24 protein-coding genes are annotated in these 26568 nt (G+C 73.3%); 19 read left to right on the top strand and 5 right to left on the bottom strand.

What is annotated here, in order from left to right; all coding sequences use genetic code 11:
• Positions 1–199 precede the first annotated feature (199 nt).
• The 3 genes from ACIBR0_RS20020 to ACIBR0_RS20010 all read left to right on the top strand — a co-directional run bounded on the left by ACIBR0_RS20020 (position 200) and on the right by ACIBR0_RS20010 (position 3304).
• The gene (locus ACIBR0_RS20020) at positions 200–919 is read left to right on the top strand and encodes an MBL fold metallo-hydrolase (RefSeq protein ID WP_396717614.1); all 720 of its coding nucleotides are present in this window, start codon (positions 200–202) and stop codon (positions 917–919) included.
• Positions 920–976: 57 nt separating this feature from the next.
• The gene (gene hisS, locus ACIBR0_RS20015) at positions 977–2299 is read left to right on the top strand and encodes a histidine--tRNA ligase (RefSeq protein ID WP_396717612.1); all 1323 of its coding nucleotides are present in this window, start codon (positions 977–979) and stop codon (positions 2297–2299) included.
• 69 nt (positions 2300–2368) lie between these two features.
• The gene (locus tag ACIBR0_RS20010) at positions 2369–3304 is read left to right on the top strand and encodes an acyl-ACP desaturase (RefSeq protein ID WP_396717610.1); all 936 of its coding nucleotides are present in this window, start codon (positions 2369–2371) and stop codon (positions 3302–3304) included.
• Between the two features lie 263 nt (positions 3305–3567).
• On the opposite strand, the gene ACIBR0_RS20005 is transcribed toward ACIBR0_RS20010, so the two are convergent.
• Positions 3568–4083, bottom strand: a complete 516-nt coding sequence (locus tag ACIBR0_RS20005; RefSeq protein ID WP_396717608.1) for a PaaI family thioesterase — start codon at positions 4081–4083, stop codon at positions 3568–3570.
• Positions 4084–4139: 56 nt separating this feature from the next.
• Between ACIBR0_RS20005 and ACIBR0_RS20000 the strand changes: the two genes are divergently transcribed.
• Entirely contained in the window at positions 4140–4616 is a 477-nt protein-coding gene (locus ACIBR0_RS20000; protein WP_396717606.1) for a winged helix-turn-helix transcriptional regulator, read from the top strand.
• A 69-nt stretch (positions 4617–4685) separates the two neighbouring features.
• Here ACIBR0_RS20000 and ACIBR0_RS19995 read toward each other — a convergent pair whose 3' ends face one another.
• Complete coding sequence (locus tag ACIBR0_RS19995; RefSeq protein WP_396717603.1) at positions 4686–5516, bottom strand: SGNH/GDSL hydrolase family protein; 831 nt, start codon at positions 5514–5516, stop codon at positions 4686–4688.
• A gap of 249 nt (positions 5517–5765) precedes the next feature.
• Between ACIBR0_RS19995 and ACIBR0_RS19990 the strand changes: the two genes are divergently transcribed.
• Complete coding sequence (locus ACIBR0_RS19990; protein WP_396717600.1) at positions 5766–6818, top strand: S1 family peptidase; 1053 nt, start codon at positions 5766–5768, stop codon at positions 6816–6818.
• Between the two features lie 162 nt (positions 6819–6980).
• Here the strand turns inward: ACIBR0_RS19990 and ACIBR0_RS19985 are convergent, their stop codons facing one another.
• Together ACIBR0_RS19985 and ACIBR0_RS19980 are read right to left on the bottom strand one after the other, a co-directional pair.
• Positions 6981–7592, bottom strand: a complete 612-nt coding sequence (locus ACIBR0_RS19985; RefSeq protein ID WP_396717598.1) for a DUF998 domain-containing protein — start codon at positions 7590–7592, stop codon at positions 6981–6983.
• Between the two features lie 58 nt (positions 7593–7650).
• Positions 7651–8265 (bottom strand): hypothetical protein, encoded by a 615-nt coding sequence (locus tag ACIBR0_RS19980; protein ID WP_396717596.1) that lies wholly within the window; start codon positions 8263–8265, stop codon positions 7651–7653.
• A gap of 253 nt (positions 8266–8518) precedes the next feature.
• On the opposite strand from ACIBR0_RS19980, the gene ACIBR0_RS19975 reads away from it, so the two are divergent.
• From ACIBR0_RS19975 to ACIBR0_RS19955, 5 genes are all read left to right on the top strand, one after another.
• Positions 8519–9325, top strand: coding sequence for a hypothetical protein (locus ACIBR0_RS19975; RefSeq protein WP_396717594.1), 807 nt, complete (start codon positions 8519–8521; stop codon positions 9323–9325).
• A gap of 137 nt (positions 9326–9462) precedes the next feature.
• Positions 9463–11283 carry an aspartate--tRNA ligase gene (gene aspS / locus ACIBR0_RS19970; RefSeq protein ID WP_396717592.1) on the top strand — a complete coding sequence of 607 codons (1821 nt, stop codon included), beginning with the start codon at positions 9463–9465 and terminating at the stop codon, positions 11281–11283.
• 114 nt (positions 11284–11397) lie between these two features.
• Complete coding sequence (locus tag ACIBR0_RS19965) at positions 11398–12207, top strand: sugar nucleotide-binding protein (protein ID WP_396717590.1); 810 nt, start codon at positions 11398–11400, stop codon at positions 12205–12207.
• A gap of 83 nt (positions 12208–12290) precedes the next feature.
• Positions 12291–12884 (top strand): ArsR/SmtB family transcription factor, encoded by a 594-nt coding sequence (locus tag ACIBR0_RS19960; RefSeq protein WP_396717588.1) that lies wholly within the window; start codon positions 12291–12293, stop codon positions 12882–12884.
• Positions 12881–14218 (top strand): MFS transporter, encoded by a 1338-nt coding sequence (locus ACIBR0_RS19955; protein WP_396717586.1) that lies wholly within the window; start codon positions 12881–12883, stop codon positions 14216–14218. Before ACIBR0_RS19960 ends, ACIBR0_RS19955 begins: the two co-directional genes overlap by 4 nt.
• 123 nt (positions 14219–14341) lie before the next feature.
• Here the strand turns inward: ACIBR0_RS19955 and ACIBR0_RS19950 are convergent, their stop codons facing one another.
• On the bottom strand, positions 14342–15082 hold the full coding sequence (locus tag ACIBR0_RS19950) for a GNAT family N-acetyltransferase (protein WP_396717584.1): 741 nt from the start codon (positions 15080–15082) through the stop codon (positions 14342–14344).
• A 130-nt stretch (positions 15083–15212) separates the two neighbouring features.
• On the opposite strand from ACIBR0_RS19950, the gene ACIBR0_RS19945 reads away from it, so the two are divergent.
• The 9 genes from ACIBR0_RS19945 to ACIBR0_RS19905 all read left to right on the top strand — a co-directional run bounded on the left by ACIBR0_RS19945 (position 15213) and on the right by ACIBR0_RS19905 (position 26306).
• Positions 15213–15425 (top strand): hypothetical protein, encoded by a 213-nt coding sequence (locus ACIBR0_RS19945; protein WP_396717582.1) that lies wholly within the window; start codon positions 15213–15215, stop codon positions 15423–15425.
• A gap of 76 nt (positions 15426–15501) precedes the next feature.
• Complete coding sequence (locus ACIBR0_RS19940) at positions 15502–17010, top strand: replication-associated recombination protein A (protein WP_396717579.1); 1509 nt, start codon at positions 15502–15504, stop codon at positions 17008–17010.
• Positions 17011–19511: 2501 nt separating this feature from the next.
• Positions 19512–20135 (top strand): hypothetical protein, encoded by a 624-nt coding sequence (locus tag ACIBR0_RS19935; RefSeq protein ID WP_396717741.1) that lies wholly within the window; start codon positions 19512–19514, stop codon positions 20133–20135.
• Positions 20136–20288: 153 nt separating this feature from the next.
• A complete protein-coding gene (locus ACIBR0_RS19930; protein ID WP_396717577.1) occupies positions 20289–20750 on the top strand; it encodes a DUF948 domain-containing protein in 462 nt (153 codons plus the stop codon).
• A gap of 24 nt (positions 20751–20774) precedes the next feature.
• A complete protein-coding gene (locus ACIBR0_RS19925) occupies positions 20775–21080 on the top strand; it encodes a hypothetical protein (RefSeq protein WP_396717574.1) in 306 nt (101 codons plus the stop codon).
• Positions 21077–23755, top strand: coding sequence for an alanine--tRNA ligase (alaS, locus tag ACIBR0_RS19920; RefSeq protein WP_396717571.1), 2679 nt, complete (start codon positions 21077–21079; stop codon positions 23753–23755). The genes ACIBR0_RS19925 and alaS overlap by 4 nt, the downstream gene beginning before the upstream one ends.
• Before the next feature lie 72 nt (positions 23756–23827).
• Positions 23828–24289 carry a Holliday junction resolvase RuvX gene (gene ruvX, locus ACIBR0_RS19915; RefSeq protein WP_357041577.1) on the top strand — a complete coding sequence of 154 codons (462 nt, stop codon included), beginning with the start codon at positions 23828–23830 and terminating at the stop codon, positions 24287–24289.
• A complete protein-coding gene (gene mltG, locus ACIBR0_RS19910; protein WP_396717569.1) occupies positions 24286–25488 on the top strand; it encodes an endolytic transglycosylase MltG in 1203 nt (400 codons plus the stop codon). The genes ruvX and mltG overlap by 4 nt, the downstream gene beginning before the upstream one ends.
• The gene (locus ACIBR0_RS19905; RefSeq protein ID WP_396717567.1) at positions 25488–26306 is read left to right on the top strand and encodes a shikimate dehydrogenase; all 819 of its coding nucleotides are present in this window, start codon (positions 25488–25490) and stop codon (positions 26304–26306) included. The genes mltG and ACIBR0_RS19905 overlap by 1 nt, the downstream gene beginning before the upstream one ends.
• Positions 26307–26568 lie beyond the last annotated feature (262 nt).

Genomic DNA, 26568 nt, shown 5'->3' with positions numbered 1-26568 from the left:
GGTGGCAGGTGCGCCACGCCACACGCCCGCCAGAGTGTACGGCCACGGCCTGTGGATGTGGTGTACGAGGTCGGGGCTGCGGCTATCGGAACGTGTCACTGTCGGCTCGGCCACCGGGTGCGGCGGGCCCGGCGAATCCGTTCGTGCCGCCCGATAGGCTCGGATCGGGACCGGACATCTCGACGGAAGGGGAGCGGACGTGCTCGTGGCCGGCTTTCCCGCGGACGCCTTCGGCACCAACTGCTACGTGGTCGCCGCTGCGCCGGGGGAGCAGTGCGTGGTGGTCGACCCCGGCATCGGGGTGCTCGACCGGCTCGACGCGCTCCTGGCCGAGCACCGGCTGCACCCCGCCGCCGTGCTGCTGACGCACGGCCACCTCGACCACACCTTCTCGGTCGCTCCGGTCTGCGGCGCCCGTGGCATCACCGCGTACGTGCACCCGGGAGACCGGGAGATGCTCGCCGACCCGACCAAGGGGCTGTCCGCCGATCTCACCGCGCTGTTCGGCGGCCGGCTGCCCTACACCGAGCCCGAGGACGTGGCGGAGCTGGCCGACGGCGCCACCCTGAGCCTCGCCGGGTTGGAGATCACCGTCGACCACGCCCCCGGCCATACCGGCGGGTCGGTGCTGTTCCGGCTGCCGGCCACGGGCTCGTCGTGGGAGGCGGACCAGCTCTGCCTCTCCGGTGACGTCCTGTTCGCCGGCTCCATCGGGCGCACCGACCTGCCGGGCGGCAGCCTCCCGACGATGATGACCAGCCTGCGGGACAAGATCCTCCCGCTCGCCGACGACACCGTCGTCCTGCCCGGCCACGGCCCCGCGACCACCATCGGCCGCGAGCGCGCGACCAACCCGTACCTCCGCGAGGTGGCGGCGGACCGCGGCGCGCGACCGGCGGCACCCACCCGCGGCCTGTAGGACCGGCCGCACCACGACCTCCCCGCGCGCCGTCCGCGCGGGTGCCGAAGGAGCATCATGAGCAAGCCCACGCCCATCTCCGGCTTCCCGGAGTGGACGCCCGCCCAGCGGATGATCGAGCAGTACGTCCTCGACCGGATCCGCGCCACCTTCGAGCTGTACGGCTTCGCGCCGCTGGAGACCCGCGCGGTGGAGCCGCTGGACCAGCTGCTGCGCAAGGGGGAGACCTCCAAGGAGGTCTACCTGATCCGCCGGTTGCAGGCCGACGAGGACGGCCCGGCCGGTGACGACGCGCTCGGCCTGCACTTCGACCTGACCGTGCCGTTCGCCCGGTACGTGCTGGAGAACGCCGGCAAGCTCCAGTTCCCGTTCCGCCGCTACCAGATCCAGAAGGTGTGGCGGGGTGAGCGGCCGCAGGAGGGCCGCTACCGGGAGTTCGTCCAGGCCGACATCGACATCGTCGACCGGGACACCCTGCCGGCGCACTACGAGGCGGAGATGCCGCTGGTGATCGGCGACGCCCTGCGCTCGCTCCCGGTCCCGCCGGTGACGATCCAGGTCAACAACCGCAAGATCTGCGAGGGCTTCTACCGGGGGATCGGCCTGACCGACCCGGCGGCGGCGCTGCGCGCGGTGGACCGGCTGGACCGGGTCGGCCCGGCGAAGGTCGCCGAGCTGCTGGCCGAGACGGCCGGGGCGAGCGAGGCGCAGGCGAAGGCGTGCCTGGCCCTGGCCGAGATCTCCGCGCCGGACGCCTCCTTCGCCGACGCGGTCCGGGCGCTCGGCGTGACCGACCCGATGCTCGACGAGGGCGTCGAGGAGCTGGTCCGGGTGGTCGACACCGCCGCGGCGCACTCCCCGGGGCTCTGCGTGGCCGACCTGCGCATCGCCCGCGGCCTCGACTACTACACGGGCACCGTGTACGAGACGCAGCTCGCCGGGTACGAGCGGTTCGGCTCGGTGTGTTCCGGCGGCCGGTACGACAACCTGGCCAGCTCCGGCAATGTCCGCTTCCCGGGTGTGGGCATCTCGATCGGGGTCACCCGGCTGCTCGGGCTGCTCTTCGGCGCCGGTGCGCTGTCGGTGTCCCGGGACGTGCCGACCTGTGTCCTGGTCGCGGTCACCAACGAGGAGGAGCGGGCGGCCAGCAACGCCGTCGCCGAGGCCCTGCGGTCCCGGGGCGTCCCGACCGAGGTGTCGCCGAGCGCCGCCAAGTTCGGCAAGCAGATCCGGTACGCCGAGCGGCGCGGGATCCCGTACGTCTGGTTCCCCGCTGCCGAGGGGGACCAGGTGAAGGACATCCGCTCCGGCGAGCAGGTGGCCGCGGCGGCCGGAACCTGGATGCCGCCCGCGGTGGACCTGAAGCCTCTGGTCAGCTGAGACATTACTGGCGCGTACGGCCGATCGGACCTACGGTGGCGTAAGTTACGCCACCGTAGGGAGATCGTCGTGACCACACTGAGCCAGACCGCCCTGCTGACCGAGCTGGAGCCGGTCGTGGAGAAGAACCTCGACCGGCACCTGTCCCTGGCGAGGGAGTGGTTCCCGCACGAGTACGTGCCGTGGAGCGAGGGACGCACCTTCGACGGGCCGCTCGGCGGGCAGGCGTGGTCCCCGGAGGACAGCACGGTCCCCGAGGTGGCCCGCACCGCCCTGATCGTCAACCTCCTCACGGAGGACAATCTGCCCTCGTACCACCACGAGATCGCGACGCTCTTCGGCCGGGACGGCGCCTGGGGGACCTGGGTGCACCGGTGGACCGCCGAGGAGGGGCGGCACGGCACCGCCATCCGCGACTACCTGACCGTCACCCGGGCGGTGGACCCGGTCGCCCTGGAACGGGCCCGGATGACGCACATGTCGGCCGGCTACCACAACGTCCACGGCGACGAGGTGCTGCACTCCCTGGCGTACGTCTCGTTCCAGGAGCTGGCCACCCGGATCTCGCACCGCAACACCGGGCGGGTGACCGGCGATCCGGCCTGCGAGGCGCTGCTGGCGCGGGTCGCGGCCGACGAGAACCTGCACATGGTCTTCTACCGCAACCTGCTTGGTGCGGCGTTCGAGCTGGCGCCCGGCCAGGCGATGCGCGCGGTGGCCGACGTGCTCGCCGACTTCCAGATGCCCGGCACCGGCATCGACGGTTTCGCCCGCAAGTCCGTGGCGATCGCCCTGGCCGGCATCTACGACCTGCGGCAGCACCGCGACGAGGTGGTCGTCCCGGTGCTGCGACAGTGGGACGTGTTCAGCGTGACCGGGCTCGACGCCGACGGCGAGGCCGCCCGGGACGAGATCGCCGAGCACCTCGACGCCCTGGAGCGCCACGCCGCGCGCTTCGAGGAGAAGCGCGACGCCCGCGCCGCCCGCCTGGCCACCCGAAGCTGACCGGGGTACCCCGGGCGCGACCGCCGCTGGCTCTCTCTGACAACAACCGCACCCGGGGCAGCTCATCCCCGCGCCCCGGTCCCGGTCCCGGTCCCGGTCCCGGTCCCGGTCCCGGTCCCGGTCCCGGTCCCGGTCCCGGTCCCGGTCCCGGTCCCGGTCCCGCGATCTTGCACTTTCGGCCTCGGCGAAAGCCGCACAAGGTGCGAACCAGCGACCGAAATTGCAAGATCGCGGGAGAGGGTGAGGGGCGGGGAGAGGCGGGGCTAGGCGGGGGAGTCGAGGGGGAAGAGGAGGCAGCTCGAGGTGGCGTGGGCTACCAGGCGGTCCTTCGTGTCGGTCAGGCGGGCCTCGGCCAGGGCGGTGCGGCGACCGCGCTGGAGCACGGTGCCCTCGCAGCGCAGGATGCCCGAGTTCACGGTGACCGGGCGGAGGAACTTCACGTTCAGGTCCAGCGAGGTGTAGCCGACGCCGACCGGCAGCGTGGTGTGCACCGCGCAGGCCGCGGCGGTGTCCAGCAGCGTGGAGATGACCCCACCGTGGACGGTGCCGAGCGGGTTGTAGTGGAACTCCTGCGGCATCAGCTCGACCGCGACCCGGCCCTCGTCGGCCTCCATCCGGGCGATGTCGACCAGGTGCATGATCGGCGGTGCGGCCAGCTCGCCGGCGATCATCGCCCGCAGCAGCTCCAGGCCGCTGCGTCGCCCGAGGTGGGCCGCGTTGATGCCCGGATCGGACCAGGAGAACGTACGGCTGCGCGCCGGGTCCTGCGTCTGCGTCATGGACTCAGCCTGCACCGCGTTGCTGAGTCTGTCAATCAGACCTAGCCTTGGCGGGTATGAGACCCACGGCACTGGACTGGTCGATCGAGAACTGCACCATCGCCCGCGCGATGGAGGTCCTCGGCGAGAAGTGGACCATGGTGGTGCTACGCGAGGTCTTCAACGGCGTACGCCGCTTCGACGACATGCGGGTGCGCACCGGCATCCCCCGGCAGGTGCTCACCAACCGGCTGGCCACCCTCGTCGAGCAGGGGGTGCTGCGCCGCGAGCCGTACCGCGAGCCGGGCAGCCGGGTCCGGCACGAGTACCGGCTGACCGGCAAGGGCCTCGACCTGTGGCCGGTGTTCGTCGCCGTGCTCGGCTGGGGCGACCGCTACCTTGCCGACCCGGAGGGCTCCCCGCTCACCGTCGCCCACCGCGAGTGCGGCGGTGCGGTCCGCGTCGAGTTGTGCTGCGAGCGTGGGCACGAGGTCACCGGCCCGCGCGACGTGGTGCCCCGGCCCGGTCCCGGCGCCCGCCGTCGGTCCGCCTGACGCGGCCGAACCGGCGCGGAGGACGCGGCGCGCGGATGCCGGAGCTCCGCGCGCCGGTCACCGGATCGCCTACCAGCGGAAGCCGGCGGCGTACGACACGCTCGCCAGCACCTGCTGCCCGCCGGTGTTCGGGTGGAAGTAGTCCCAGCCGGAGAGCTGGTTCAGGGCGAACGGATAGCCGAAGACGGCGTTGTTGTCGAACAGGCAGTTCGCGCCGTACGCCGCGCAGGCCGCCGCGAGCTGGGTGTTGAAGTCGATCACGCGCTGCCGGACCCGGTTGCGCCGATCGACGTCCACCTGGGCGGTGGAGGTCGGGTTGGCCAGCATGGACTGGCAGATGCCGAAGGTCGACCAGGCGGAGCGGGCGCTGAAGCTGGTCCGGCCTACGTACCAGAGGCGTTGGATGTCCGGGATGCTGATGACGAAGACCTTCGCGTTGGGCACGCCGGCCCTGAGCCGGTTGAGCGCGGAGTCGATGTTCGCCCGGAAGGTGGTCACCGAGGTCATCGTCGACTCCGAGCTGGTGCAGGCGTCGTTCGCGCCGATCAGCATCGTGACGTAGCCGACGCCCTGGCTGACCGCGGTGCCGGCCTGGCCGTACATGTCGGCGGACTTCGCCCCGGACCGGGCGTCGTTGTAGTTGCGGCCGTTGATGGTCGGGTTGACCGTGCGGATGCGCAGGTAGTGACTGTTCACCGTGGAGTAGTCCCCGGTGCTGAACGAGCGCGACGTGCAGTCGACGTACCACCCGCAGGCGTTGAAGCCGCGGGTGATGGAGTCACCGAGGCTCGCCATCGAGTTCGGTGGCGGGCCGGAGTCGGCGACGGCGGGGGTGGCGGCGAGCAGGACGAGGGCGAGGGTGCCGGCGAGGGTGGCCAGCGCGCGACGGACGAGGATCATGGTTGCCTCCGGATCGCGGGTACCGGAATACGCGGTGACCGGAGCGTATAGACCACGTTCTGTGTCCACAATGTTGCTTACCGGTTACACGTGGCCGTCGGGTGAATTCGGGCAAACAGGGGCTTGCCTACGATCTTAAGTATGTGAATACTTCAGTTCACCTGGCGGGGTTCCCCCAGCTCGGCCGGGTTCCCTTGGCCCCCGTCACCCCCGACGCGGGCCGTAGCCCCCTCTCCCGGAGGTTGTTACATGCGACCCACGAGGTCAACGTTCCGCCGTGCCGCCACGATCGTGGCGGCCGGAACCCTGGTCGCCGGTGGACTCATCGGCGCCCCGGCCCAGGCCGCCCCCGCCGCCTCGCCGGACGCCGCCGCCACCCTCGCCGAGCGCCTCGGCGACCGCGCCGCCGGCACGTACGCCGGTGCCAACGGCAAGATGGTCGTCGCGGTCACCGACGCCCTCGCCGCCCGCCAGGTCGCCGCCGCCGGCGCCACCCCGAAGATCGTCGAGCGCGGCGCCGCCGAGCTGAACCGCGCCACCGCCGAGCTGGAGAGCACGGCGAAGATCCCCGGCACCGCGTGGTGGACCGACCCGGCCACCAACCAGGTCGTCGTCTCCGTCGACAGCACCGTCACCGGCGCGAAGCTGGAGCGGGTCAAGGCCGCCGCCGCCCGTACCGGCGGCGCGGTGCGCATCGAGGCCGAGGCCGGTGTGCTGAGCACCCGCATCTCCGGCGGTCAGGCCATCTACGCCGGCGGTGGCGGTCGCTGCTCGCTCGGCTTCAACGTCCGCAGCAGTAGTGGCGTGAAGTACTTCATCACCGCCGGGCACTGCACGAACATCTCGTCCAGTTGGTACTCGAACTCCGCCCAGACCGCCTACCTCGGCGCCCGGTCCGGCACCAGCTTCCCGGGCAACGACTACGGCATCGTCCGGTACAGCAACCAGACCACCACGCAGCCGGGCAACGTGTACCTCTACAACGGCAGCTACCGGGACATCACCGGTTCCGGCAATGCGTACGTCGGTCAGTCGGTGCAGCGCTCCGGTAGCACCACCGGCCTGCGCAGCGGCTCGGTCAGCGCGTTGAACGCCACGGTCAACTACGCCGAGGGTTCGGTCTACGGCCTGATCCGCACCAACGTCTGCGCCGAGCCGGGCGACAGCGGCGGCTCGCTGTTCAGCGGCGGCACCGCCCTGGGCCTCACCTCCGGCGGCAGCGGCAACTGCTCCTCCGGCGGCACCACGTACTTCCAGCCGGTCGGTGAGGTGCTGAGCCGCTACGGCGTGGCCGTCTACTGATCCACACGCACCACACGGCGGGCCGTCGGGAAACCGGCGGCCCGCTCCGCGTGCCGAGACCGTCTCCTTCCGGCCCGGCGTGCCGGCTCGAGCCGGCGTCGCACTCCGGTGCCGTCCACGGGCGTCCGCGGCGCGCCGACACCGCCGAGGGCCCCCGGGCGCTCACCCCCGGTCCGGTCCGGACGAACCAGCCGCAGCCCTCCGACCACCACCGAGCACCACCGCCACCAGCAGCGGGCAGAGCGCCTGCGCCCCGGCGGCGAACCGCTCGGACAGCCCGATCCGCGGCCCGCCCGCGACCAGTTCCCCTCCGAACCAGCCGACCAACGCCAGCAGCAGCGCGGCGCAGGCCGTACCTGCGACGACGGAGAGGCCGGTGGCGTGGCCACCGGCGGCGAGCGCCGGCCACAGCGCCAGCGCGCCGAACGCCACGGCGGCGGCAAGCCCGTGTGCGGTGGAGGATCCGCGCTCGGCCGGCAACGGAAAGGCGGCCACCGCCACGGTGGCGACACCGCCGAGGGCCAGCATCAGCCGGCCGGCCGGGCGCAGCGGTCGCAGCCCGGCGGCCGTGACGCAGTGGCACAGGCCGAGACACAGCAGCGCGACCGTCATGATCCAGCGGTCGGCGGCGTCCCTCGCCGCGAGCGCACTGATCGTCCCGGTGACCTGGTCGAAACCGCCGGGCTGCCGGGCATCGGCGAGGGTCCAGCCACCGATCAGCAGCACGGGGGCGAGCGCGGCGGAGAACAGAGCCCAAGGGGGTACGACACGCACCGGCACACCGTACGCGCAGTCCCGACGGATGCCGTCCCGGCACCGCGACGGGGATGGATCACCCTGCGGTGAGCCAGGCGTCGGTGAGTACCACAAGTCCGGTGGGCGATTCGCACCGTACCCGCAGAGTCAGTTCGTCGGCGCCCTCCACGTCGGCGGACAGCACGGCCGAGGCGTTCTGTCGAGCCTCCTGCCCACCCCGGTCCAGGCGATTGACCGTACCGTCGGCCTGTCGGACGGAAATGGTGGCCGAGACGTACGCCTTCGCCTGCGGGTCGTCCGGGAAATAGGGCCGGACGGAGGTCGTCACGTCGACGTAGCGCCGGAGCAACGGATAGACGACCTCCCGATTCTTGTCCGCATTCGTGTTCCGGGGGCAGGAAATCGTGACGGCGCGGTCGTAGCCTGTCCGACCCTGCAGCGCCCGGGGCAGCGGTACCAGGTTCGCGCCCCCGCCCTGCACCGGCAGGGCGTCGAGGTGGACGCCCGCCGCCGCGGTCGCGCCGCTGGTCGTGCCCTTCACCTCGGGTGTGCCGGCTGGCCGGGCCGCGACGGTCGACGCGGTGCCGGCCAACTCGCCCGGCCCACCCGGGTCGTGGGTGACGTCGAAGTAGTCACGGGCCAGGGCGGCGGCAGCGATCAGGACTCCGAGCAGCGCCAGCGCGGCGACCACGGGCCGCCCGCGTCCGGGGCGTCCTTCCGGTTGCTTTCCTGCGCTCCCTTCCGAGGGTGCCTCTTCGACGGTGGCCACGTCTCTCCCGAATGTCGGTGCCGGATCGGATGAAGACCGTTTCTATCATCCGGCGTGCCCTCGCAGGGCTCCTCCGCTGATCCGCTGTCGCCTATGTGATAGTCATCCACCGTCTTTTCTGCGATAAACGCCACCTGTCCTCGACGTCAACCCGTTCAAGCAGGAGGTGCTCGGCGTGAGTCAGCCGCACGGCAGTGACCCGTCGCCCGGTCCGAGCGTTCCCCCCTCGGCGGCCGGTTCGGCCGGCGCTCCCTCCGAAGGCCGTCCCGCCCTGGCCGGCCGGGCGTCCTCGACCGGCACCCGGTTCGCCCTGGTGGCGCTCGTGGCCGCTGTCCTGGCGCTGCTGCTGGCGTCCGGCTCCGCCCTGTTCGCGTGGCGCGCCGTGGACCAGGCCAAGGACGCGAAGTCGATCGCGCTGAGCGGCCGCCCGGCCGGCACCCCGTCGCAGGCTCCGCCCAGCGCCGCGACGAGTGCCGCGGAGTCGCCGGTGGATTCTTCACCGTCGTCGGTCCAGGACGTGCCGCGCTCGCCCGGTGAGGAGCCGGAGCTGACCGAACAGACCGTGTACGAGCCGAAGTACGACAAGCAGACGCTGATCCTGAAGGCGCGGTGCGGCTACTCGATGTACGCGGACCTCGACGAACCCCGGGCCAAGAACGAGCAGGACGACGCCGACCTGAGGTTCATCGCGGGCTGCGGCAACCAGCCGACGAACTTCCGACTGCTCGACGGGGTCCAGGGCAGCGAGGCGGCCCGACCCGGCATGACGCCCAAGGATTGCGCCGAGAAGATCCGCAGCGCGCCGGTCGGCAAGGACGCCGCGATACCGGTCCGCAAGGACGCGGCCATCTGCGTCACCACCAATTACCAGGAGGCCCGGGCACGCGGTGACGAGTGGCGGATGATCCTGCTGTACGTCGTCGGGGTGGCAAACGACGGGGCGACGACGGTCGAGGTGTACGCCTGGGACATCCCCGACTGACTTTCCCCGATCCGTCTTCCCGGTCCTTGCGACCCGTCACCCGCCGTCCCCAGGTCGGCGGGTGACGGCAGGTGTGCTCCGTCGGACTGACAGAATGCGGGCATCAGACGTGGACCGCAGATGAGGAGACGCAAGTCGTGATCCGTACCCATGACGCCGGCAGCCTGCGCGCGACGGACGCCGGCACCACGGTGACGCTCGCCGGGTGGGTGGCCCGCCGGCGCGACCACGGCGGTGTCATCTTCGTCGACCTGCGCGACGGCTCCGGTGTCGTCCAGGTCGTCTTCCGCGAGGAGGACGCCCACGCGCTGCGCAACGAGTTCTGCGTGAAGGTCACCGGCGAGGTGACCCGCCGTCCCGAGGGTAACGAGAACCCGGAGCTGCCGACCGGCGAGATCGAGGTGACCGCGACCGCGCTGGAGGTGCTCTCCGAGGCGGCGCCGCTGCCGCTGCCGGTCGACGACCAGGTCGAGGCCGGCGACGACATCCGCCTGCGCTACCGCTACCTGGACCTGCGCCGCAGCGGCCCGGCGAGGGCGATGCGGCTGCGCTCGCGCGCCAACCAGCTCGCCCGCACGGTGCTGCACGAGCGGGACTTCCTGGAGATCGAGACCCCGACCCTGACCCGGTCGACGCCCGAGGGCGCCCGGGACTTCCTGGTGCCGGTGCGGCTCCAGCCCGGCAGCTGGTACGCGCTGCCGCAGTCGCCGCAGCTGTTCAAGCAGCTGCTCATGGTCGGCGGCATGGAGCGGTACTACCAGATCGCCCGCTGCTACCGGGACGAGGACTTCCGCGCCGACCGGCAGCCGGAGTTCACCCAGCTCGACATCGAGATGTCCTTCGTCACCGAGGACGACGTGATCGACCTCGGTGAGGCGATCGTCTCGGCGCTGTGGAAGGACCTGGCCGGCCACGAGATCTCCCGGCCGATCCCGCGCATCACCTGGCACGACGCGATGGCCCGGTACGGCTCCGACAAGCCGGACCTGCGCTACGGCGTCGAGCTGACCGAGCTGACCGACTACCTGCGCGGCACGGAGTTCCGGGTGTTCGCCGGGGCGATCGACGCGGGCGGCTACGTCGGCGCGGTGGTGATGCCGGGCGGCGCGTCGCAGACCCGCAAGGAGCTGGACGGCTGGCAGGACTGGGCGAAGGCGCGCGGCGCGAAGGGCCTCGCGTACGTGGTGCTCGACGCCGAGACCGGTGCCCCGCGCGGCCCGGTGGCGAAGAACCTCTCCGAGGCGCACCTGGCCGGGCTGGCCGACGCGGTCGGCGCCAAGCCGGGCGACGCGGTCTTCTTCGCCGCGAGCACCGACACGCGGGAGGCGCAGGAACTGCTCGGCGCGGCCCGCATCGAGATCGCCAAGCGGGCCGGCCTGGTCGACGAGAGCGCCTGGGCGTTCTGTTGGGTGGTCGACGCGCCGATGTTCGAACGGACGTCGGACGAGAATGGCGGGGCGGGTGGCTGGACGGCCGTGCACCACCCGTTCACCTCGCCGAACGCGGACTGGGTGGGCCGTTTCGAGGAGGCGCCGGACCGCGCGCTCGCGTACGCGTACGACATCGTCTGCAACGGCAACGAGATCGGCGGCGGCTCCATCCGTATCCACCGGGGCGACGTGCAGAAGCGGGTCTTCGACCTGCTCGGTATCACGCCGGAGGAGGCGCAGGACAAGTTCGGCTTCCTGCTGGAGGCGTTCAAGTACGGCGCCCCGCCGCACGGCGGCATCGCGTTCGGCTGGGACCGGGTCTGCATGCTGCTGGCCGGCGCGGACTCGATTCGCGAGGTGATCGCCTTCCCGAAGACCCGGGGTGGCTTCGACCCGCTGACCGGCGCGCCCACCCCGATCACGGCCCAGCAGCGCACCGAGGCCGGCATCGACGCCAAGCCCAAGCCCCAGGCCACCCCCCACACCGGCACCGCCGGCCCCGCCGCCCCGGTAGCCGACCCCACCTGACCCCCCACCCCCCGGGCTCCCTCGCCTTCGGCCGGTCCACGTTGATCAAGAGGTTTGCGTCATGATCGGGCCTTCGGTTGACGCAAACCTCTTGATCGACAGGGTGGGGCGGGGATGACGCTGCTCGTGGTGGGGGCCAGTGGGTTTCTGGGTGGGGAGGTCTGTCGGCGGGCCGTTGGCGACGGGCGTGCGGTGGTGGGGACGTGTTGCGGCGGGTCCGTCGGGGTGCCGGGCGTCGTCGTGCGACGGCTTGACGTGACCGACCGGGCCGCCGTGCGCGCGCTCCTGGCGGAGGTACGCCCCGACGCCGTCGTCGCCACCCCCTACCGGTACGACGACTGGGCCGTCACCGCCGACGGGGCGGCCCACGTCGCGTTCGCCGCCGCCGAGGTGGGGGCCCGGCTGGTGCACCTGTCCAGCGACGCGCTGCACGCCGGCCGCCCGTCTCCGTACCGGGACGACGACCCGCCCACGCCGATCTTCCCGTACGGGGCGGCGAAGGCGGCGGCGGAGACCGCGGTGCGGGCGGCCGACCCGGGCGCGGCGCTGGTGCGCACCTCGTTGATCGTGGGGGAGGGCAGCAAGCAGATCCAGCTCTGCCGGGACGGCCTCGCCGGCCGGGCCGCCCTGTTCACCGACGAGCTCCGCTGTCCGATCGACGTGACCGACCTGGCCGCCGCCGTCCTCGAACTCGTCGACGGTGACTACGCCGGCCCGCTCAACGTGGCCGGGCCGGACGCGGTGAGCCGCGCCGAGCTGGGTCTGCTGGTGGCGCGCCGAGAGGGCCTCGACCCGGCCGGCCTGAAGACCACCACCGGTGCGGCGTCGGGTCTGCACCGTCCCACCGAGGTACGCCTCGACTCCGCCCGCGCCACCGGGCTGCTCCGGACCCGCCTGCGCGGCGTCGCCGAACTCCTCGCCTGACACCGCCTGACCTGGCGGCGCACAGGCACAATTTCTATGCACAACTCTTGTGCATAGAAACTGTGCGCGGTTACTGTGCATCCATGGCAGAGGAATCTTCCGGGCGTGGGCCCGTACGGACCGTCCATCTCGACGGTCGCCAGATCCGTACACTGGCTCACCCGCTGCGGCTGCGGCTGCTCGGGGCGCTCCGGATGGACGGGCCGGCGACCGCCACGACCCTCGCCGACAAGCTGCGCACGAACACCGGCGCCACCAGCTACCACCTGCGGCAGTTGGCCGACGTGGGCCTGGTGGTCGAGGACCCGGACCGGGCCAGCGGCCGGCAGCGGTGGTGGCGGGCGGCGCACGACATCACCCACTTCGAGCCGACCGACTTCGACGACGACCCGGACGCCCGGGCGGCGGTGGAGTGGCTCGAGTCCGACTGGATCCGCTGGATGGCCGAGCAGGCCGAGCGGTGGATGGCTGCCTCCCGGAACGCCGACCGTGCGTGGCGGGAGGCCGCCGCCATCGGGGACATGATGCTGCGCCTCGACCCCACCCGCCTGCGGGCGCTCAACGACGAACTCCACGAGGTCGTCATGCGCTACCGCGACGAACCCGTACCGGACCCGGCGAACGCGCGCGACGTGTTCGTCTTCCTGTCCGCCTTCCCCCGGGTGGAGGAGCGATGAGCACCCTGACCGTCCACCAGGTCCGGCGGCGCTACCTGGTCCTGCACGGCCTGCGCTGGCTGCCGGTCGGGCTGGTCATCCCGGTCATCATCCTGCTGATGCAGGAGCGCGGCCTGTCGCTGACCCAGATCGGCCTGGCCGCCGCCGCGCAGGGCCTGCTGGTCCTCGCCCTGGAGCTGCCCACCGGCGGCCTCGCCGACGCCCTCGGCCGGCGGCCCGTGCTGGTGGTCGCCGCCGTGGTCAATCTCGCCTCCACCGGCCTGCTGGTGGTGGCGGACACCTTCGCGCTGCTGGTCGCCGTCTGGGCGTTGCAGGGCGTCTACCGGGCGCTGGACAGCGGCCCCCTCGAAGCCTGGTACGTCGACGCCACCCTCGCCGCCGACCCCGACGCCGCGTACGAGAAGGGGCTCGCCCAGGGCGGGACGGTCCTCGGCCTGTGCATCGCCGCGGGCGCCCTGCTCAGCGGCGGCCTGGTCGCGCTCGGACCGCTCGGGCCGGTCAGCGCCCTCACCACCCCGGTCGTCGTGGCGGTGGCACTTCAACTGGTGTCCCTGGTCGCGCTGGTCGCGCTGCTGGTCGAGACCCGTCCTGCCGCCGGGAGCGGCGCGCTGCGCTCCTCGGTGGCCGAGGTGCCCCGGATGGTGGGTCAGGCGTTCGGGCTGCTCCGCCGCTCCCGGGTGCTGGCCGCCCTGGTGGCGGTCGAGCTGTTCTGGGGCTTCGGCATGGTCACCTTCGAGACCATGCTGCCGGTCCGGCTCGCCGAGGTCGTCGGCGACGCCGACCGGGCGGCGGCGCTGCTCGGACCGGCCAGCACGGTCGCCTGGCTCGCCTCGGCCGGTGCGGCGGCGCTCGTCCCGCTGCTGACCCGCCGGCTCGGCGCACCGGCCGGTGCCGTGCTGCTGCACGTCGTGCAGGGCGTCACCGTGGTCGGCATGGCCCTGCTCGCCGGCCCGGTCGGGGTGCTGGTCGCCTACTTCCTCTGCTACGCCGTGCACGGGGCGGCCAACCCCGTTTACAAGGGGCTGGTGCACCGGCAGGTCGACGGCCCGCACCGCACCAGCGTCCTCTCGCTCACCTCGATGGTGGCCATGCCCTCCGCCGCGGCCGGCGGCGTACTGCTCGGCGCGGTGGCCGACCGGGCGAGCGTGAGCACCGCGATGCTGGCCGGTGCGGTCGCCCTGGCGCTCGCCGCCGTGGGCTACCTGCCCGCCTGGCGGGCCGCCCGGCGCACCACCGCGCCGGCGGGCCCGGGCGCCGACGCGTCGGGGACCGACGCCGCGACCGTCGTACCCGGACCACGTGGGGCCAGCATGCCCCCGGCCCTACGCGAGTGACGAACCACCCCCACCCCAACCCCCTGGGCCGCGCAGTTTCGGGGAAAGAGTCGCTGTTCCGTGCCTAGTAGCCACTCTTTCCCCGAAGTTGCGGCTGGGGAGGGGTGGACGGCCGCCCGCCGGTCACGCCAGGTGCACGGAGGTGCGGCCGAGAGTGCCGGTGTAGCCGAGGCGGCGGTAGAGGCGGATCGCGTCCACGTTGTCGGTGTAGACGCCGAGCGCGACCGTGTCGTGCCGGGCGAACAGGGCGCGCGTCATGCCCGCGGTCAGGGCGGCCCCCAGACCACGGCCCCGGCGGTCCGGCGCGACGGTCAGCCCGGCGAGGAAGCCGATGTCGCCCCGGCTGCGGTCGGCGCCGCAGGCCACGAGCCGGTCGCCGTCGCGGATGCCGTACCAGTCGACGATCCGCGGATCGCCGGGACGTGACGTGGTGCTCGGGAAGGAGGAGTCGATGAGCGCGGTCAGCGCCGGGTGGTCCGCGTCGGTGAGGCGGACCACCCGCTCCTCCTCCGGCTGATGGGGCGGGGGAGCGGTGGTCCAGAGGAAGTCCCACTCGTGGTGCTGGGCCACCGAGAGCCGGCCGGCCAACGACGCCGGGTCCAGTTGGGGCAGGTGCAGCCACTGGCCCGGGCCGAGCTCGCCCTCGGCGACGAGGTTAGCGACGACCTCGACCGCCGGCTCCGGCGCGCCGACCGCGCCACCCGCCGGGCCGTGCCCCTCCGACAGCAGCCAGCCGACCGCGTCGCCCCGGCGCCAGCCGCGCGGTTGGCCGCCGCGCGAGAGGTCGAACCGCACGTACGGGTGGTGACCGGTCGCCGCCAGGATGGCGTCCCGCCCCTCCAGGGCCTCAGCCGCGATGATCATGCCGCCAGCCTAGGACCCGGCGGTGTGGGACGCCGGACCGGTGGCACCCGATCCACGGTGGAGATTGGCGCGCGGACCGATTGGGTACATCCCGGCCGACCTACTGGGACCCCCCGACCGGAGGAACGACATGCTCGCCATTCTCGCGGCGATCGTATTCGGTTTCGCCCTGCTCATCGATCTGCTCAACACCAACTTCGGCGCGCCGGACCTGTTCAACTTCCAGACCCTCCTGATGATCGGCCTGCTGCTGCTCTCCCTCTACCTCGCCGGCGTCGGCAACGGCCCGCGCGGCGGCGGTGGCGGTCGCTGGTACCGCGGTCGGCGCCCGGGCCGGGGCTGACCGGATCCGATCACCGACGGCCCGGTCGGCGGCGCTGGTTCCGGCGCCACCGGCCGGGCCCGGTACTGTTCCCGTGATGGAGTCCGACGCCCTCTTCACCCTCGGTGAACCCGCCGGTGCGCCCGCCGCGCCCACGGGCTCCGCCGGTGTGGACGGCTTCAACCCGATCAGCGAGGATTCCCCGCTTCCGGTCCGGATGCGTCCGGCGAGCCTCGACGAGCTGGTCGGTCAGGATCATCTCCTCGCGCCGGGCGCACCCCTGCGGCAACTCGTCTCCGGCGCCGCGCCGATGTCGGTCATCCTCTGGGGGCCGCCGGGCAGCGGCAAGACCACGATCGCGCACCTGGTGGCCCGCGCCACCGACCGCCGGTTCGTCGCCATGTCGGCGCTCTCCGCCGGGGTCAAGGACGTCCGCGCGGTGATCGAGACCGCCCGCCGCCAGCGCCGTTCGGGCGGCCCGCAGACCGTGCTCTTCATCGACGAGGTCCACCGGTTCAGCAAGACCCAGCAGGACTCGCTGCTCGCCGCCGTCGAGGACCGTACGGTCACGCTGCTCGCGGCGACCACCGAGAACCCGTACTTCTCGGTCATCTCGCCGCTGCTGTCGCGGTGCGTGCTGCTCACCCTCCAGCCGCTGGACGACGAGGCGGTCCGCGGCCTGCTGCGGCGCGCGGTCGCCGACCGGCGCGGCCTGGCCGGCGTCCTCACCCTCGACCCGGCGGCGGAGGACCACCTCGTCCGCCTCGCGGCCGGCGACGTCCGCAAGGCGCTCACCGCGCTGGAGGCGGCCTCGGCCTCGGCCACCGCACTCGGCGCCGGCCGGATCGACCTCGCCACCGCCGAGCAGGCGGTCGACACGGCGGCGGTCCGGTACGACCGCGACGGCGACGCCCACTACGACGTGACCAGCGCGTTCATCAAGAGCATGCGCGGATCGGACGTGGACGCGGCCCTGCACTGGCTGGCCCGGATGCTGGTGGCCGGAGAGGACGCCCGGTTCATCGCCCGGCGCCTGGTCATCTTCGCCAGCGAGGACGTCGGCATGGCCGATCCGGCCGCGCTCGGCGTGGCCACCGCCGCCGCCCACGCCGTGGAGTACGTCGGGCTGCCCGAGGCCCAGCTCAACCTCGCCCAGGCGGTCATCCACCTGGCCACCGCGCCCAAGTCCAACTCGGCCACCACGGCCATCGGCGCGGCCATCGCCGACGTCCGGGCCGGCCGGGGCGGGTCCGTGCCGCGCGGGCTGCGCGACGCGCACTACGCCGGCGCCAAGGGGCTCGGCCACGGCACCGGCTACCGCTATCCGCACGACGACCAGCGGGGCGTGGTGACCCAGCAGTACGTGCCCGACGATCTCGTCGGCACCGACTACTACCGGCCCAGCCAGCACGGGGCCGAACGCTCGGTCGCCACTCGGCTGCCGCTGCTGCGCCGCATCGTGCGAGGGCTCCCCGCCCCGGCTCCGCGCCCCTCGGGGCCGGCGGCCGGGAACGGGAGCGCCGACGAGGGCGACCGCCCGGGGGGTACGGGCGACAACGGGGTGCGCGAGAGCGGCATGGACGCCGCCGGGGAGGGTCAGCAGTGAGACCACGTGGTGGGGATCGACCCGGGGACGGTCCCGACGAGCGGGGTGACTCCCGCCCCAAGGGCCGCCGGTGGGGGCGGGGCAAGGCCGAGCCCGAGCCGGAGGAGGCGGTCAGCGGCGAGGAGTTCGGCTGGATCGACGACCTGCGGACGGCCAAGCAGGACCGGAGCGAACTGGGGCCCGGCGGCGCACCGGCGCCCGGCGGACGGCCCGCGGCCGAGCGGCCCGGGCCGGACGCGCCCGGCCGGCGGGGCCCCGGTCCCGCCGCGACACCACCCGTACGACGGGGCGAGGCGGAGCCGCCGCGCGCGCGCCCGGTCGACGGGCCCTGGCCCGGTGCCCCGGAGCCGTCCGGCCCGATCGGCCGCGTCGACGCCCGCCCGCCCGGCGGCTGGTCGCAGCCCGGCCCGGACGGCCCCGACCGCCGAACACGACCCGTTTCGGGTCCGCCGACCCCGCACCTGCCGCCGGCCGCCCGGCCGCAGCCCGGTCCTGCGGGGGGTCCGCCCCCCGGTCCCGTACCGGGCGCACCCGCCGGTCCGCCGCGCGGCGGACCGGCTGGCCCGCCGCCCGCGTCGCCCCCGGGGCGCCGGGACGTGCGCCCGGCCGATCGGGAGAACCCCGATCTGAGCCGATCGGGTGACCTGACCGGTGCCGCGGGACGGGTCCGCGTGCCCCGACCGGGAGCGCAGCCGCCGCCACCGGGAGCGCAGCCGTCCGCCGGTGTCCCGGCCGGACCGGGTCCCGCCCACCAAGACCCGTCGGGTCGGGCCCGGCGCGGCCCGGCCAACCCTGGCGTACCCGCCGACGTGCCGTCGCCGCACGGCGCGGCGCCCGGTCGGCGTGCCTCCGGCAACCGTCCCGGTCCGCCCGGCAGCGTCGACGACACGACCGGCCGTGGCCGTACCCTCGACGGTTCTGCCGGCCCCGGCGCCCACTCGGACACCGCCTCCGGCCGGCGTCGCGCGGCACCCGCCGGCGAGCCGCCCGCGCCGCGCGGCGGCAACGCGCCGGTTGCGCCGCGTAGCGGCAACACGCCGCCCGCACCAGGCGGCGGCGGTGCGCCGGCCGGGTCCGGTGTGGAGCCGGTGAACGGCTCCGGTCGGCGTCGGGTGCCGGAGACCGAACCGCCAGTGGTACCCCGCAGCGGCAATCCGCCCCCGCTCCCCGGTGCGCCCGGCGCGGAGCCCCGCACCGGCGGCGGCGGGCCGGGCCGGGGCCGCCGTGCGGCCCCGGACGACGATGCGCCCGCGCGCGGCCGGCGGGCCGCCCCCGACCACACGGACCCGGGCACGCGCGGACGGCGTGCCCTTCCCGACGACACCGACACCGGCGGGCGTGGCCGTCGCGCCCGCCCCGAGCCCGGCGAGGCGGACGCTCCGGCGCGCGGCCGGCGGGCCCTTCCCGACGACGGGGACGGCACCGGCCGGGGTCGACGTGCGTCCACCGACGGCGCGGACTCCGGTCCGCAGCGCCACCCGGCGCCCCCCGGCGCTGCGGGCGCGGCCCGGCGTGACCGGCCGGAACGGCCCGCCGACTGGCTGCGCCAGGCCGGCCGGAGCACCCACACCGATCCCAAGCTGCCCACGGTGACCCGACCGGCGGCGTCCACCCCGACAAGTGGCCCGCCGTCGGCGGCCGAGCGGTCCCCGGGTCACCCCGACGCTCCCGCCGCCGCGCGCCGGACGGGCGCCGCCCCGGCCGATCCGGGCGTACGCCCGCCGCGCCCGGGTGCGGGCCCCGGCGGCGGCCGGGTGCCCGCCGACCGTCCCCGTCCCGGCGCCGAACCACCCCGGCCCACCGACGGGCCCCCGCCCGGACCCGGGGGCCCGCGCGGTGCGGCCCGGCCGGTGGGCGCCGGTGGCCCGGCTCCCGACCCGCGGCCGGCCGGCCGGGCCCGACCCGACGGCCCGCCCGAGGGGGCGGCGCGGGGTGCCGCGCGCCCCGGCACCGGCCCGATCCGTGCCGCCGCGGCGCCCCCCGGAGGTTCCCGTCCCGACGGCGCAGCCCCCGGAGCTCCCCGTCCCGACGGCGCGCCGGCCGGACCGCCCGCCGGAACCGCGCGGCCGGTCGAACCGCGCCCCCGCGGCCCGCGCCCCGGCCCCGCCCGGCCACCCGTGGACCAGACCGGTCGGCCCGAGCCGACCTCCGGCGCCAGTCTCCACCCGGTGCCGCCCGGCCAACCGGGAGTGGCCCGCGTACCCGCGCCGGGCCCGCGTCCGGACGACCGGTCGACGGGACGCGCCGCACCACCGCACCGCGAGCCCGGCCGTCCCGAGCCGTCCGGCGTCTCCCCGGTCCCGCCACCTCCGGCCCGTCCCGCCGAGCCGGCGGTGGCGCGTGCCGCCGTCGTGCCACACCCCACCGGCCCGGTCCGGCCCGCTCCGGATGGCGGGGACGCACCCGCGGTGCGACGGGCCGCCGGCCCGGGCGGTGTCGACGACGACGCGCCCGCCGAGGGTGGTGGGCTGGGCGGCGCCCGGTCGGAGCTGCGCCGGCAGATGCGGGAGAAGAAGCGGCTGCGGCTGGGCGTGCTCGTCCTGGTCAGCGTGGTGCTGCTGGGCGCGATCCCGCTCTTCTTCGGTCTGCGTACGCTCAGCCGCGACCCCGTCTTCGACTCCCTCGACGAGCTGGACGTGCCGAGCTGGGCGACGGTCCGGACGGTCGACGACGTCAGCGGCAGCCGCTGGTGCCTGCTGGACTGTCGGCTGCGCGAGCGCACGGTCACCTCGGAGCGCCCGCCGGAGGAGACTGCCCAGGCGTACGAGGCGGCGCTGTCCCGGGACGGCTGGCAGCGGTGGCAGGTGGCCCGGTGCCCCGAGAAGGAGGAGAAGGGCAGCTACACCTGCTGGCGGCGGGACGAGCTGACCCTCGACCTCTGGGTACGCGAGCCGACCTGCGTTCCGCCGCCGGTCGAGGGCGAACCGGCTGCCGTACCGGCGCCCGCCCCGTCGGCCGCAGCGCAGGAGTGCGCTGGCTCGTTGGTGTCGGTGAAGGTACGCAACGCGATCGACGACGAGCGGACCCGGCCCCAACCGAGCACCGACCCGTCACTCACCGGCGAGGATCCTTTCCCGACGCTCAGCGAGGATCCGCTCGGCGAGCTGACACCCTCACCGTCCTGAGCCGGTTTCCCTCACGGACGGTAGGGTCTGGGGCTGGCAGGCCCGCCTGCTCCCGCTGACCCGGCACGGGTCGCCGAGCGGTGCCAGTGGACGAGACGATCGCGTGAACCGGCGAGACCGGTTGCCGCGTAACTCTGTTTGAGGAGGACAGGCGTGGAGTTTGGAGAGGTCGCGGCCCTGATCGCGGCGATCGCGTTCGCGATGCTGGTGTTGATCCTGACGCTGCCCATCCTGCGGCTGCGGCACACCGTGGACGCCGCCACCCGGATGATCAACGACCTCAACGACCGCAGCGCCCCGCTGCTCGGCGACGTCAACACCACGGTGAAGAACGTCAACGTCGCACTGGAGCAGGTGCAGACGTCGCTGGACGGTGTGAATCTCCAGCTGGCCAAGGTCGACACCATGACCAGCCACGCGCAGAACGTGACCGCCAATATCGCGAACCTGGCCACCGTCGTGTCCGCCGCTGCCGCGAACCCGCTGGTGAAGGTGGCGGCGTTCGGCTACGGCGTCCGCCGTGCCGCCGCCACCCGCCGGCACGCGGAGACCGAGCGCGAGGTGCGCGACGTGATCAAGCAGCAGCGGCGCGCCGCCCGGCGCGTCAACCGCTGACCCGCCGGAACAGGAGGCACGAGCATGAGACGTCTGTTCTGGCTGGGCATCGGCCTGGCGGTCGGCGTGGTGGTGGTCCGCAAGGCGACCCGCACCGCCCAGTCGTACACCCCGGCCGGCATCGCCAGCACCCTGTCGCAATCCGCTGGCGGGCTGGTGGAGGAGCTGCGTAGCTTCGTGGAGGACGTCCGGATCGGGATGGCCGAACGCGAGCAGGAGATCCACGCCGCGTTCGCCCGGGGCGAGGCGTTCGACGACCAGTTCGCCGAGTTGCGGGAGGACCCGCGCATCGGCGACCGAGAAATCTTTCCGGAGGAACACCAGCGATGAAGACGGCGGAGATCAAGCGGCGGTACCTCGCGCACTTCGAGGCGAACGGCCACGCCGTGGTGCCGTCCGCTCCGCTGCCCGCCATCAGCGACCCGAACCTGCTGTTCGTCAACGCCGGCATGGTGCAGTTCGTCCCCTACTTCCTGGGGCAGCAGACGCCGCCGTACCGCCGGGCCGTCAGTGTGCAGAAGTGCATCCGCACCCCGGACATCGACGAGGTCGGCAAGACCAGCCGGCACGGCACGTTCTTCCAGATGAACGGCAACTTCTCCTTCGGTGACTACTTCAAGGACGGGGCGATCCCGCTCGCCTGGGATCTGGTGACCAGGTCCCAGGAGCAAGGTGGTTTCGGCCTGGACCCGGAGCGGGTCTGGCCCACCGTCTACCTGGACGACGACGAGGCGTTCGAGATCTGGCGCTCGGTCGGCGTGCCGGCCGAGCGGATCGTCCGCCGGGGCAAGGCCGACAACTTCTGGTCGATGGGCATCCCCGGCCCGTGCGGTCCCTGCTCCGAGCTGTTCTACGACCGGGGCCCGGAGTACGGCAGCGAGGGCGGCCCGGCGGTCGACGAGGACCGCTACATGGAGTTCTGGAACCTCGTCTTCATGCAGTTCGAACGCGGTCCGGGCACCGGGAAGCAGGACTACCCGATCCTGGGGGACCTGCCGGCGAAGAACATCGACACCGGCATGGGCCTGGAGCGCATGGCGTCGATCCTGCAGGGTGTCGACAACCTGTACGAGATCGACGAGGTCCGGCCGATCCTGGACCGGGCGGCGGAGCTGACCGGCAAGCGTTACGGCGCCCAGTCCGGCCACGTGGCCAGCGAGTCGCACCCGGACGACGTCCGCCTGCGGGTGGTCGCCGACCACGTCCGCACCGCCCTGATGCTCATCGGCGACGGCGTGACCCCGAGCAACGAGGGTCGGGGCTACGTGCTGCGCCGGATCATGCGCCGGGCGATCCGTGCCGTCCGGCTGCTCGGCTGGCAGGAGCGGGCGCTGCCCGAGCTGCTGCCGGTGGCCCGGGACTGCATGGCCCCGTCGTACCCGGAGCTGGCCACCGACTTCGACCGGATCGCCGACTACGCGTACGCGGAGGAGGAGGCGTTCCTCTCCACCCTGCGTGCGGGCACCACGATCCTGGACACCGCGATCACCGAGACCCGGACCGCCGGGGGTAAGGCGCTGTCCGGGGAGAAGGCGTTCCAGCTGCACGACACGTACGGCTTCCCGATCGACCTGACCCTGGAGATCGCGGCCGAGCAGGGCCTGACGGTCGACGCCGAGGGCTTCCGGCGGCTGATGGCCGACCAGCGGTCGCGGGCGAAGGCCGACGCGCAGGCGCGCAAGACCGGGCACACCGACCTGTCGGCGTACCGGTCGGTGCTGGACGCCGGCGGCCCGGTCACCTTCACCGGCTACGGCGAGGTGTCCCGGGAGTCGACCGTCCGGGCGGTGCTCGGCGTCGACGGCCCCCGGCAGGCGGCGGTCGAGGGCGACACGATCGAGCTGGTGCTCGACGCCACCCCGTTCTACGCCGAGGGCGGTGGGCAGCAGCCCGACCAGGGCATGATCACGGTGGGCGGCGGCCAGGTCGAGGTCCTCGACGTGCAGCAGCCGGTTCCCGGGCTGATCGTGCACCGGGCCCGGGTGGTCCGGGGCGAGGTGCGTGCCGGTGAGACCGGGTACGCCGAGATCGACACCAGTCGCCGGCGGGCGATCTCCCGGTCGCACACCGCGACCCACCTGGTGCACCAGACGATGCGCAACTTCCTCGGCGAGTCCGCCACCCAGGCCGGTTCGCTGAACGCGCCCGGCCGGCTGCGGTTCGACTTCAACACCCCGACCGGGGTGTCGCCGAGCGTGCTGCGCGACGTGGAGCAGCAGGTCAACGAGGTGCTCCTCGCGGACCTGGAGGTGCACGCCTTCATCACGTCGCTGGAGGAGGCGCGGCGGATCGGCGCGATGGCGCTCTTCGGGGAGAAGTACGGCGAGGAGGTGCGGGTCGTCGAGGTCGGCGACTACGCCCGGGAGCTGTGCGGCGGCACCCATGTGGCCCGCTCCGGTCAGCTCGGCCTCGTCAAGATCCTCTCCGAGGCGTCGATCGGCTCCGGCGTCCGCCGGGTCGAGGCGCTGGTCGGCATGGACGCGTTCAACTTCCTGGCCCGCGAGCACCTGCTGGTCTCCCGGCTCGCCGAGCTGTACCGGGTGCCCAGCGAGCAGGTCGCCGACCGGGTCGAGCAGACCGTGACGCAGCTGCGGGACGCGGAGAAGGAACTGGAGAAGCTGCGCGCGCAGCTCGTCCTCGGCGGCGCGGCGGCCCTCGCGGCGCAGGCCAAGGACGTACGCGGGGTCGCGTACGTCGGCACCGAGGCACCGGAGGGCGCGGCCGGCAACGACGTGCGGACCCTCGCCCAGGAGATCCGTGGCCGGATCGACCCGGCGCGGCCGGCGGTGGTCGCGGTGGCGGCGCGGGCCAACGGCAAGGCGTCGCTGGTGGTGGCCGTCAACCAGGCGGCCCGTGCGCGCGGTCTGGCCGCGTCGGACCTGGTGAAGGCCGCCTTCTCCGGGCGCGGCGGCGGCAGTGCAGACCTCGCCCAGGGCGGTGGCCTGCCCGCGGCGGAAGCGCCCACGCTCCTGCTGACGGTCGAGAAGGCGATCGCCGAGGCGTGATGGACGACTCGACGCGACCAGGGCGGACCGCACGGTCCGCCCTGGTTCGTCATCAGGGGGGAGTGACGCTGGGTGACTGAGTTGCCTCGTGGCGTCCGCCTCGGCGTCGACGTCGGCCAGGTGCGGGTCGGGGTGTCCCGGTCCGATCCGCACGGGGTGCTCGCCACCCCGCTGGTCACCCTGGCCCGGGACCTGACGGCGGCGCCGGACACGGTGCCGAGTGACTTCACCCAGCTCGCGGCCCTCGTGGCGGAGCACGAGGCGGTCGAGGTCGTCGTCGGCCTTCCGGTCAACCTCGCCGGCAAGCACGGCCCGGCCGCCCTCCACGTGAAGGCGTACGCTGACCAACTGGCCGATGTAATAGCGCCCGTTCCGGTAACGCTCACCGACGAGAGGATGTCCACCGTCGTGGCTTCTCGTAGGCTTGCCGAGCGCGGCGTTCGAGGACGACGACAACGGGCGGTGGTCGACCAGGCCGCCGCGGTGGAGATTCTGCAGAGCTGGCTGGACGCGCAGCGGAGGCGGACACGATGATCGACGATCTCGACCTGGGGTTTGACGAGCAGGATCGGGGTGAGAAGGGCCGGCACCGGCGCGGTTACGTGCGTAAGCGCAACGGCGGCTCCGGCGGCGGGCGGGGCAAGACCGTCCTGGCTCTCCTTCTCGCCTTCGTCCTGCTGGGCGGCATCGGGGGCGGAGCCTTCTACGGCTTCGACCGGGTGCAGAGCTACTTCGTCACCCCGGACTACGACGGCACCGGCACCGAGGAGGTGCAGGTCGAGATCAAGGCCGGCGCGCTGCTCGCCGACATGGCCGTCACGCTCTACGACTCGGGTGTGGTGAAGAGCACCAAGGCGTTCATCGAGGCGGCCGACGAGAACTCGCGCAGCAAGAACATCCAGCCCGGCACCTACAAGCTGCGTAAGCAGATGAGCGCCGCGAACGCCATCACCGCGATGCTGGACCCGAAGAACAAGATCGTCAACGGGGTGACCATCCCCGAGGGGCGCACCGCGAAGAACATCTACAAGGTGCTCAGCGAGAAGACCAAGATCCCGGTCAAGGACTTCGAGGCCGCGGCCAAGGACCCGCTCGAGCTGGGCGTGCCGGACTGGTGGTTCAAGCGGGAGGACGGCAAGACGGTCAAGCCGTCGATCGAGGGCTTCCTCTACCCGGACACGTACGAGATCCCGCCGAAGGCGACCGCCGAGACGGTCCTCAAGCAGATGGTGGAGAACTTCCTCACCGTCACCAGCGAGCTGCAGTTCGCCGACAAGGTGCAGAAGGACCTGGGGGGCGTCAGCCCGTACGAGGCGCTGATCGTGGCGTCGCTCGCCCAGGCCGAGGCCGGCACCAAGAAGGACCTCGGCAAGGTCGCCCGGGTCGCCTACAACCGGGTGTACAAGGGCAACTTCGACTGCGGCTGTCTGGAGATGGACGTCACGGTCAACTACTACCTGGAGCTGACCGGTCAGAAGACCAAGACGTCCGCCCAGATGACCCAGTCAGACCTGGACAACCCGAAGAACCCGTACAACCGGAAGCTGCAGGGCCTGGTTCCCACGCCGATCAACAACCCGGGCAAGGACGCGTTGGCCGGCGCGATGGCTCCGCCGAAGGGCAACTGGCTCTTCTTCGTGGCGGTGGACCGGGAGGGTAACTCCGCCTTCGCCGACACCTACGAGCAGCACCAGCGCAACGAGGCCAAGGCCCGGGAGGCCGGGATCATCTGATGGCGGCGCACAGGGCGGCGGTGCTCGGGAAGCCGATCGCGCACTCCCTCTCCCCGGTGATCCACAACGCCGGTTACGCGGCGGCGGGGCTCGTCGGCTGGTCGTACGCCCGGATCGAGTGCGCGGCCTCGGAGCTGCCGGACCTCGTCGCGGGCCTGGGCCCGGAGTGGGCCGGGCTGTCGGTGACCATGCCGTGCAAGGAGGCGGCGCTCGGGGTGGCCGCGGAGGCCTCGCCGGTCGCCGCGGCCGTCGGCGCGGCCAACACGCTGGTACGCCGGCCGGACGGCTCCTGGTACGCGGACAACACCGACGTCGCGGGCATGGTCGACGTGCTGACCGGCGCGAGCGTACGCCCCGGTGCGACGGTGACCGTGCTCGGTGCCGGCGGTACCGCTCGGGCGGCGGTCGCGGCGGCGGCCCGGCTCGGCTGCTCCTCCGTCGTCGCCGTCGCCCGTCGGGCGACGGCGGCCGACGAGCTGGCGGCCGTGGCGGAGGCGCTGGGGATCACGCTGACCGGCGCCGACTGGTCGGATGCGGCGGGGCGGATGCGGGCCGACGTGGTGGTGTCGACCGTCCCGAAGGGTGTCGCCGACCCCCTGGCCGGCGAGGTCGACTGGCGGCCGGGCACGGTCTACTTCGACGCCGTCTACGATCCGTGGCCGACGCCGCTGGCCGCCTCCGCCGAGGCGGCCGGCTGCACGGTCGTCTCCGGCCTCGACCTGCTCCTCGCCCAGGCCCTCGGGCAGTTCGTCCACTTCACCGGGGTGACCGCCCCGGTCGGCGCGATGCGCGAGGCCCTGGCGGCGGCCCGCCGCTGACGTGGATCCGACTAGACCGTCCGGCAAGATCCCGCTGTCCGAAACCCGACACTCACGCACGTGAATGCGTACGGGTGCCCGCTTGCTGGCGAAAAAAGGTGCTTGGCATGGGTGTCCGCCTGGAAGATGCGTGGCCGGTGTCCTAGGTGGCGAATAGGCGTGGGAGAGCCGTTGCTCAAAGTGTTCACGCGATCGGGGTTCGACGAGGAAACGCAGGTCAGTGACGCTGTCCCTCCTTCCTTGCCGTGACCCAAAGTTTTGA

Source organism: Micromonospora sp. NPDC049497 (genome assembly GCF_044465805.1).
GTDB lineage: Bacteria > Actinomycetota > Actinomycetes > Mycobacteriales > Micromonosporaceae > Micromonospora.
The sequence above is the reverse complement of the archived record's forward strand: the minus strand, read 5'-3'. Positions and strand labels throughout refer to the sequence as shown.

Bases quoted from the DNA above. Each gene is read 5' to 3' on its own strand.
- alaS (WP_396717571.1), top strand. From the start codon at position 21,077: ATGAAGACGGCGGAGATCAAGCGGCGGTACCTCGCGCACTTCGAGGCG.
- ACIBR0_RS19950 (WP_396717584.1), bottom strand. From the start codon at position 15,082: ATGATCATCGCGGCTGAGGCCCTGGAGGGGCGGGACGCCATCCTGGCG.
- ACIBR0_RS19945 (WP_396717582.1), top strand. From the start codon at position 15,213: ATGCTCGCCATTCTCGCGGCGATCGTATTCGGTTTCGCCCTGCTCATC.
- ACIBR0_RS20005 (WP_396717608.1), bottom strand. From the start codon at position 4,083: ATGACGCAGACGCAGGACCCGGCGCGCAGCCGTACGTTCTCCTGGTCC.
- ACIBR0_RS19940 (WP_396717579.1), top strand. From the start codon at position 15,502: ATGGAGTCCGACGCCCTCTTCACCCTCGGTGAACCCGCCGGTGCGCCC.
- ACIBR0_RS19935 (WP_396717741.1), top strand. From the start codon at position 19,512: ATGCGGGAGAAGAAGCGGCTGCGGCTGGGCGTGCTCGTCCTGGTCAGC.
- hisS (WP_396717612.1), top strand. From the start codon at position 977: ATGAGCAAGCCCACGCCCATCTCCGGCTTCCCGGAGTGGACGCCCGCC.
- ACIBR0_RS19960 (WP_396717588.1), top strand. From the start codon at position 12,291: ATGGCAGAGGAATCTTCCGGGCGTGGGCCCGTACGGACCGTCCATCTC.
- ACIBR0_RS19905 (WP_396717567.1), top strand. From the start codon at position 25,488: ATGGCGGCGCACAGGGCGGCGGTGCTCGGGAAGCCGATCGCGCACTCC.
- ACIBR0_RS19965 (WP_396717590.1), top strand. From the start codon at position 11,398: ATGACGCTGCTCGTGGTGGGGGCCAGTGGGTTTCTGGGTGGGGAGGTC.
- ACIBR0_RS19955 (WP_396717586.1), top strand. From the start codon at position 12,881: ATGAGCACCCTGACCGTCCACCAGGTCCGGCGGCGCTACCTGGTCCTG.
- ACIBR0_RS19990 (WP_396717600.1), top strand. From the start codon at position 5,766: ATGCGACCCACGAGGTCAACGTTCCGCCGTGCCGCCACGATCGTGGCG.
- ACIBR0_RS19925 (WP_396717574.1), top strand. From the start codon at position 20,775: ATGAGACGTCTGTTCTGGCTGGGCATCGGCCTGGCGGTCGGCGTGGTG.
- ACIBR0_RS19995 (WP_396717603.1), bottom strand. From the start codon at position 5,516: ATGATCCTCGTCCGTCGCGCGCTGGCCACCCTCGCCGGCACCCTCGCC.
- mltG (WP_396717569.1), top strand. From the start codon at position 24,286: ATGATCGACGATCTCGACCTGGGGTTTGACGAGCAGGATCGGGGTGAG.
- ACIBR0_RS20000 (WP_396717606.1), top strand. From the start codon at position 4,140: ATGAGACCCACGGCACTGGACTGGTCGATCGAGAACTGCACCATCGCC.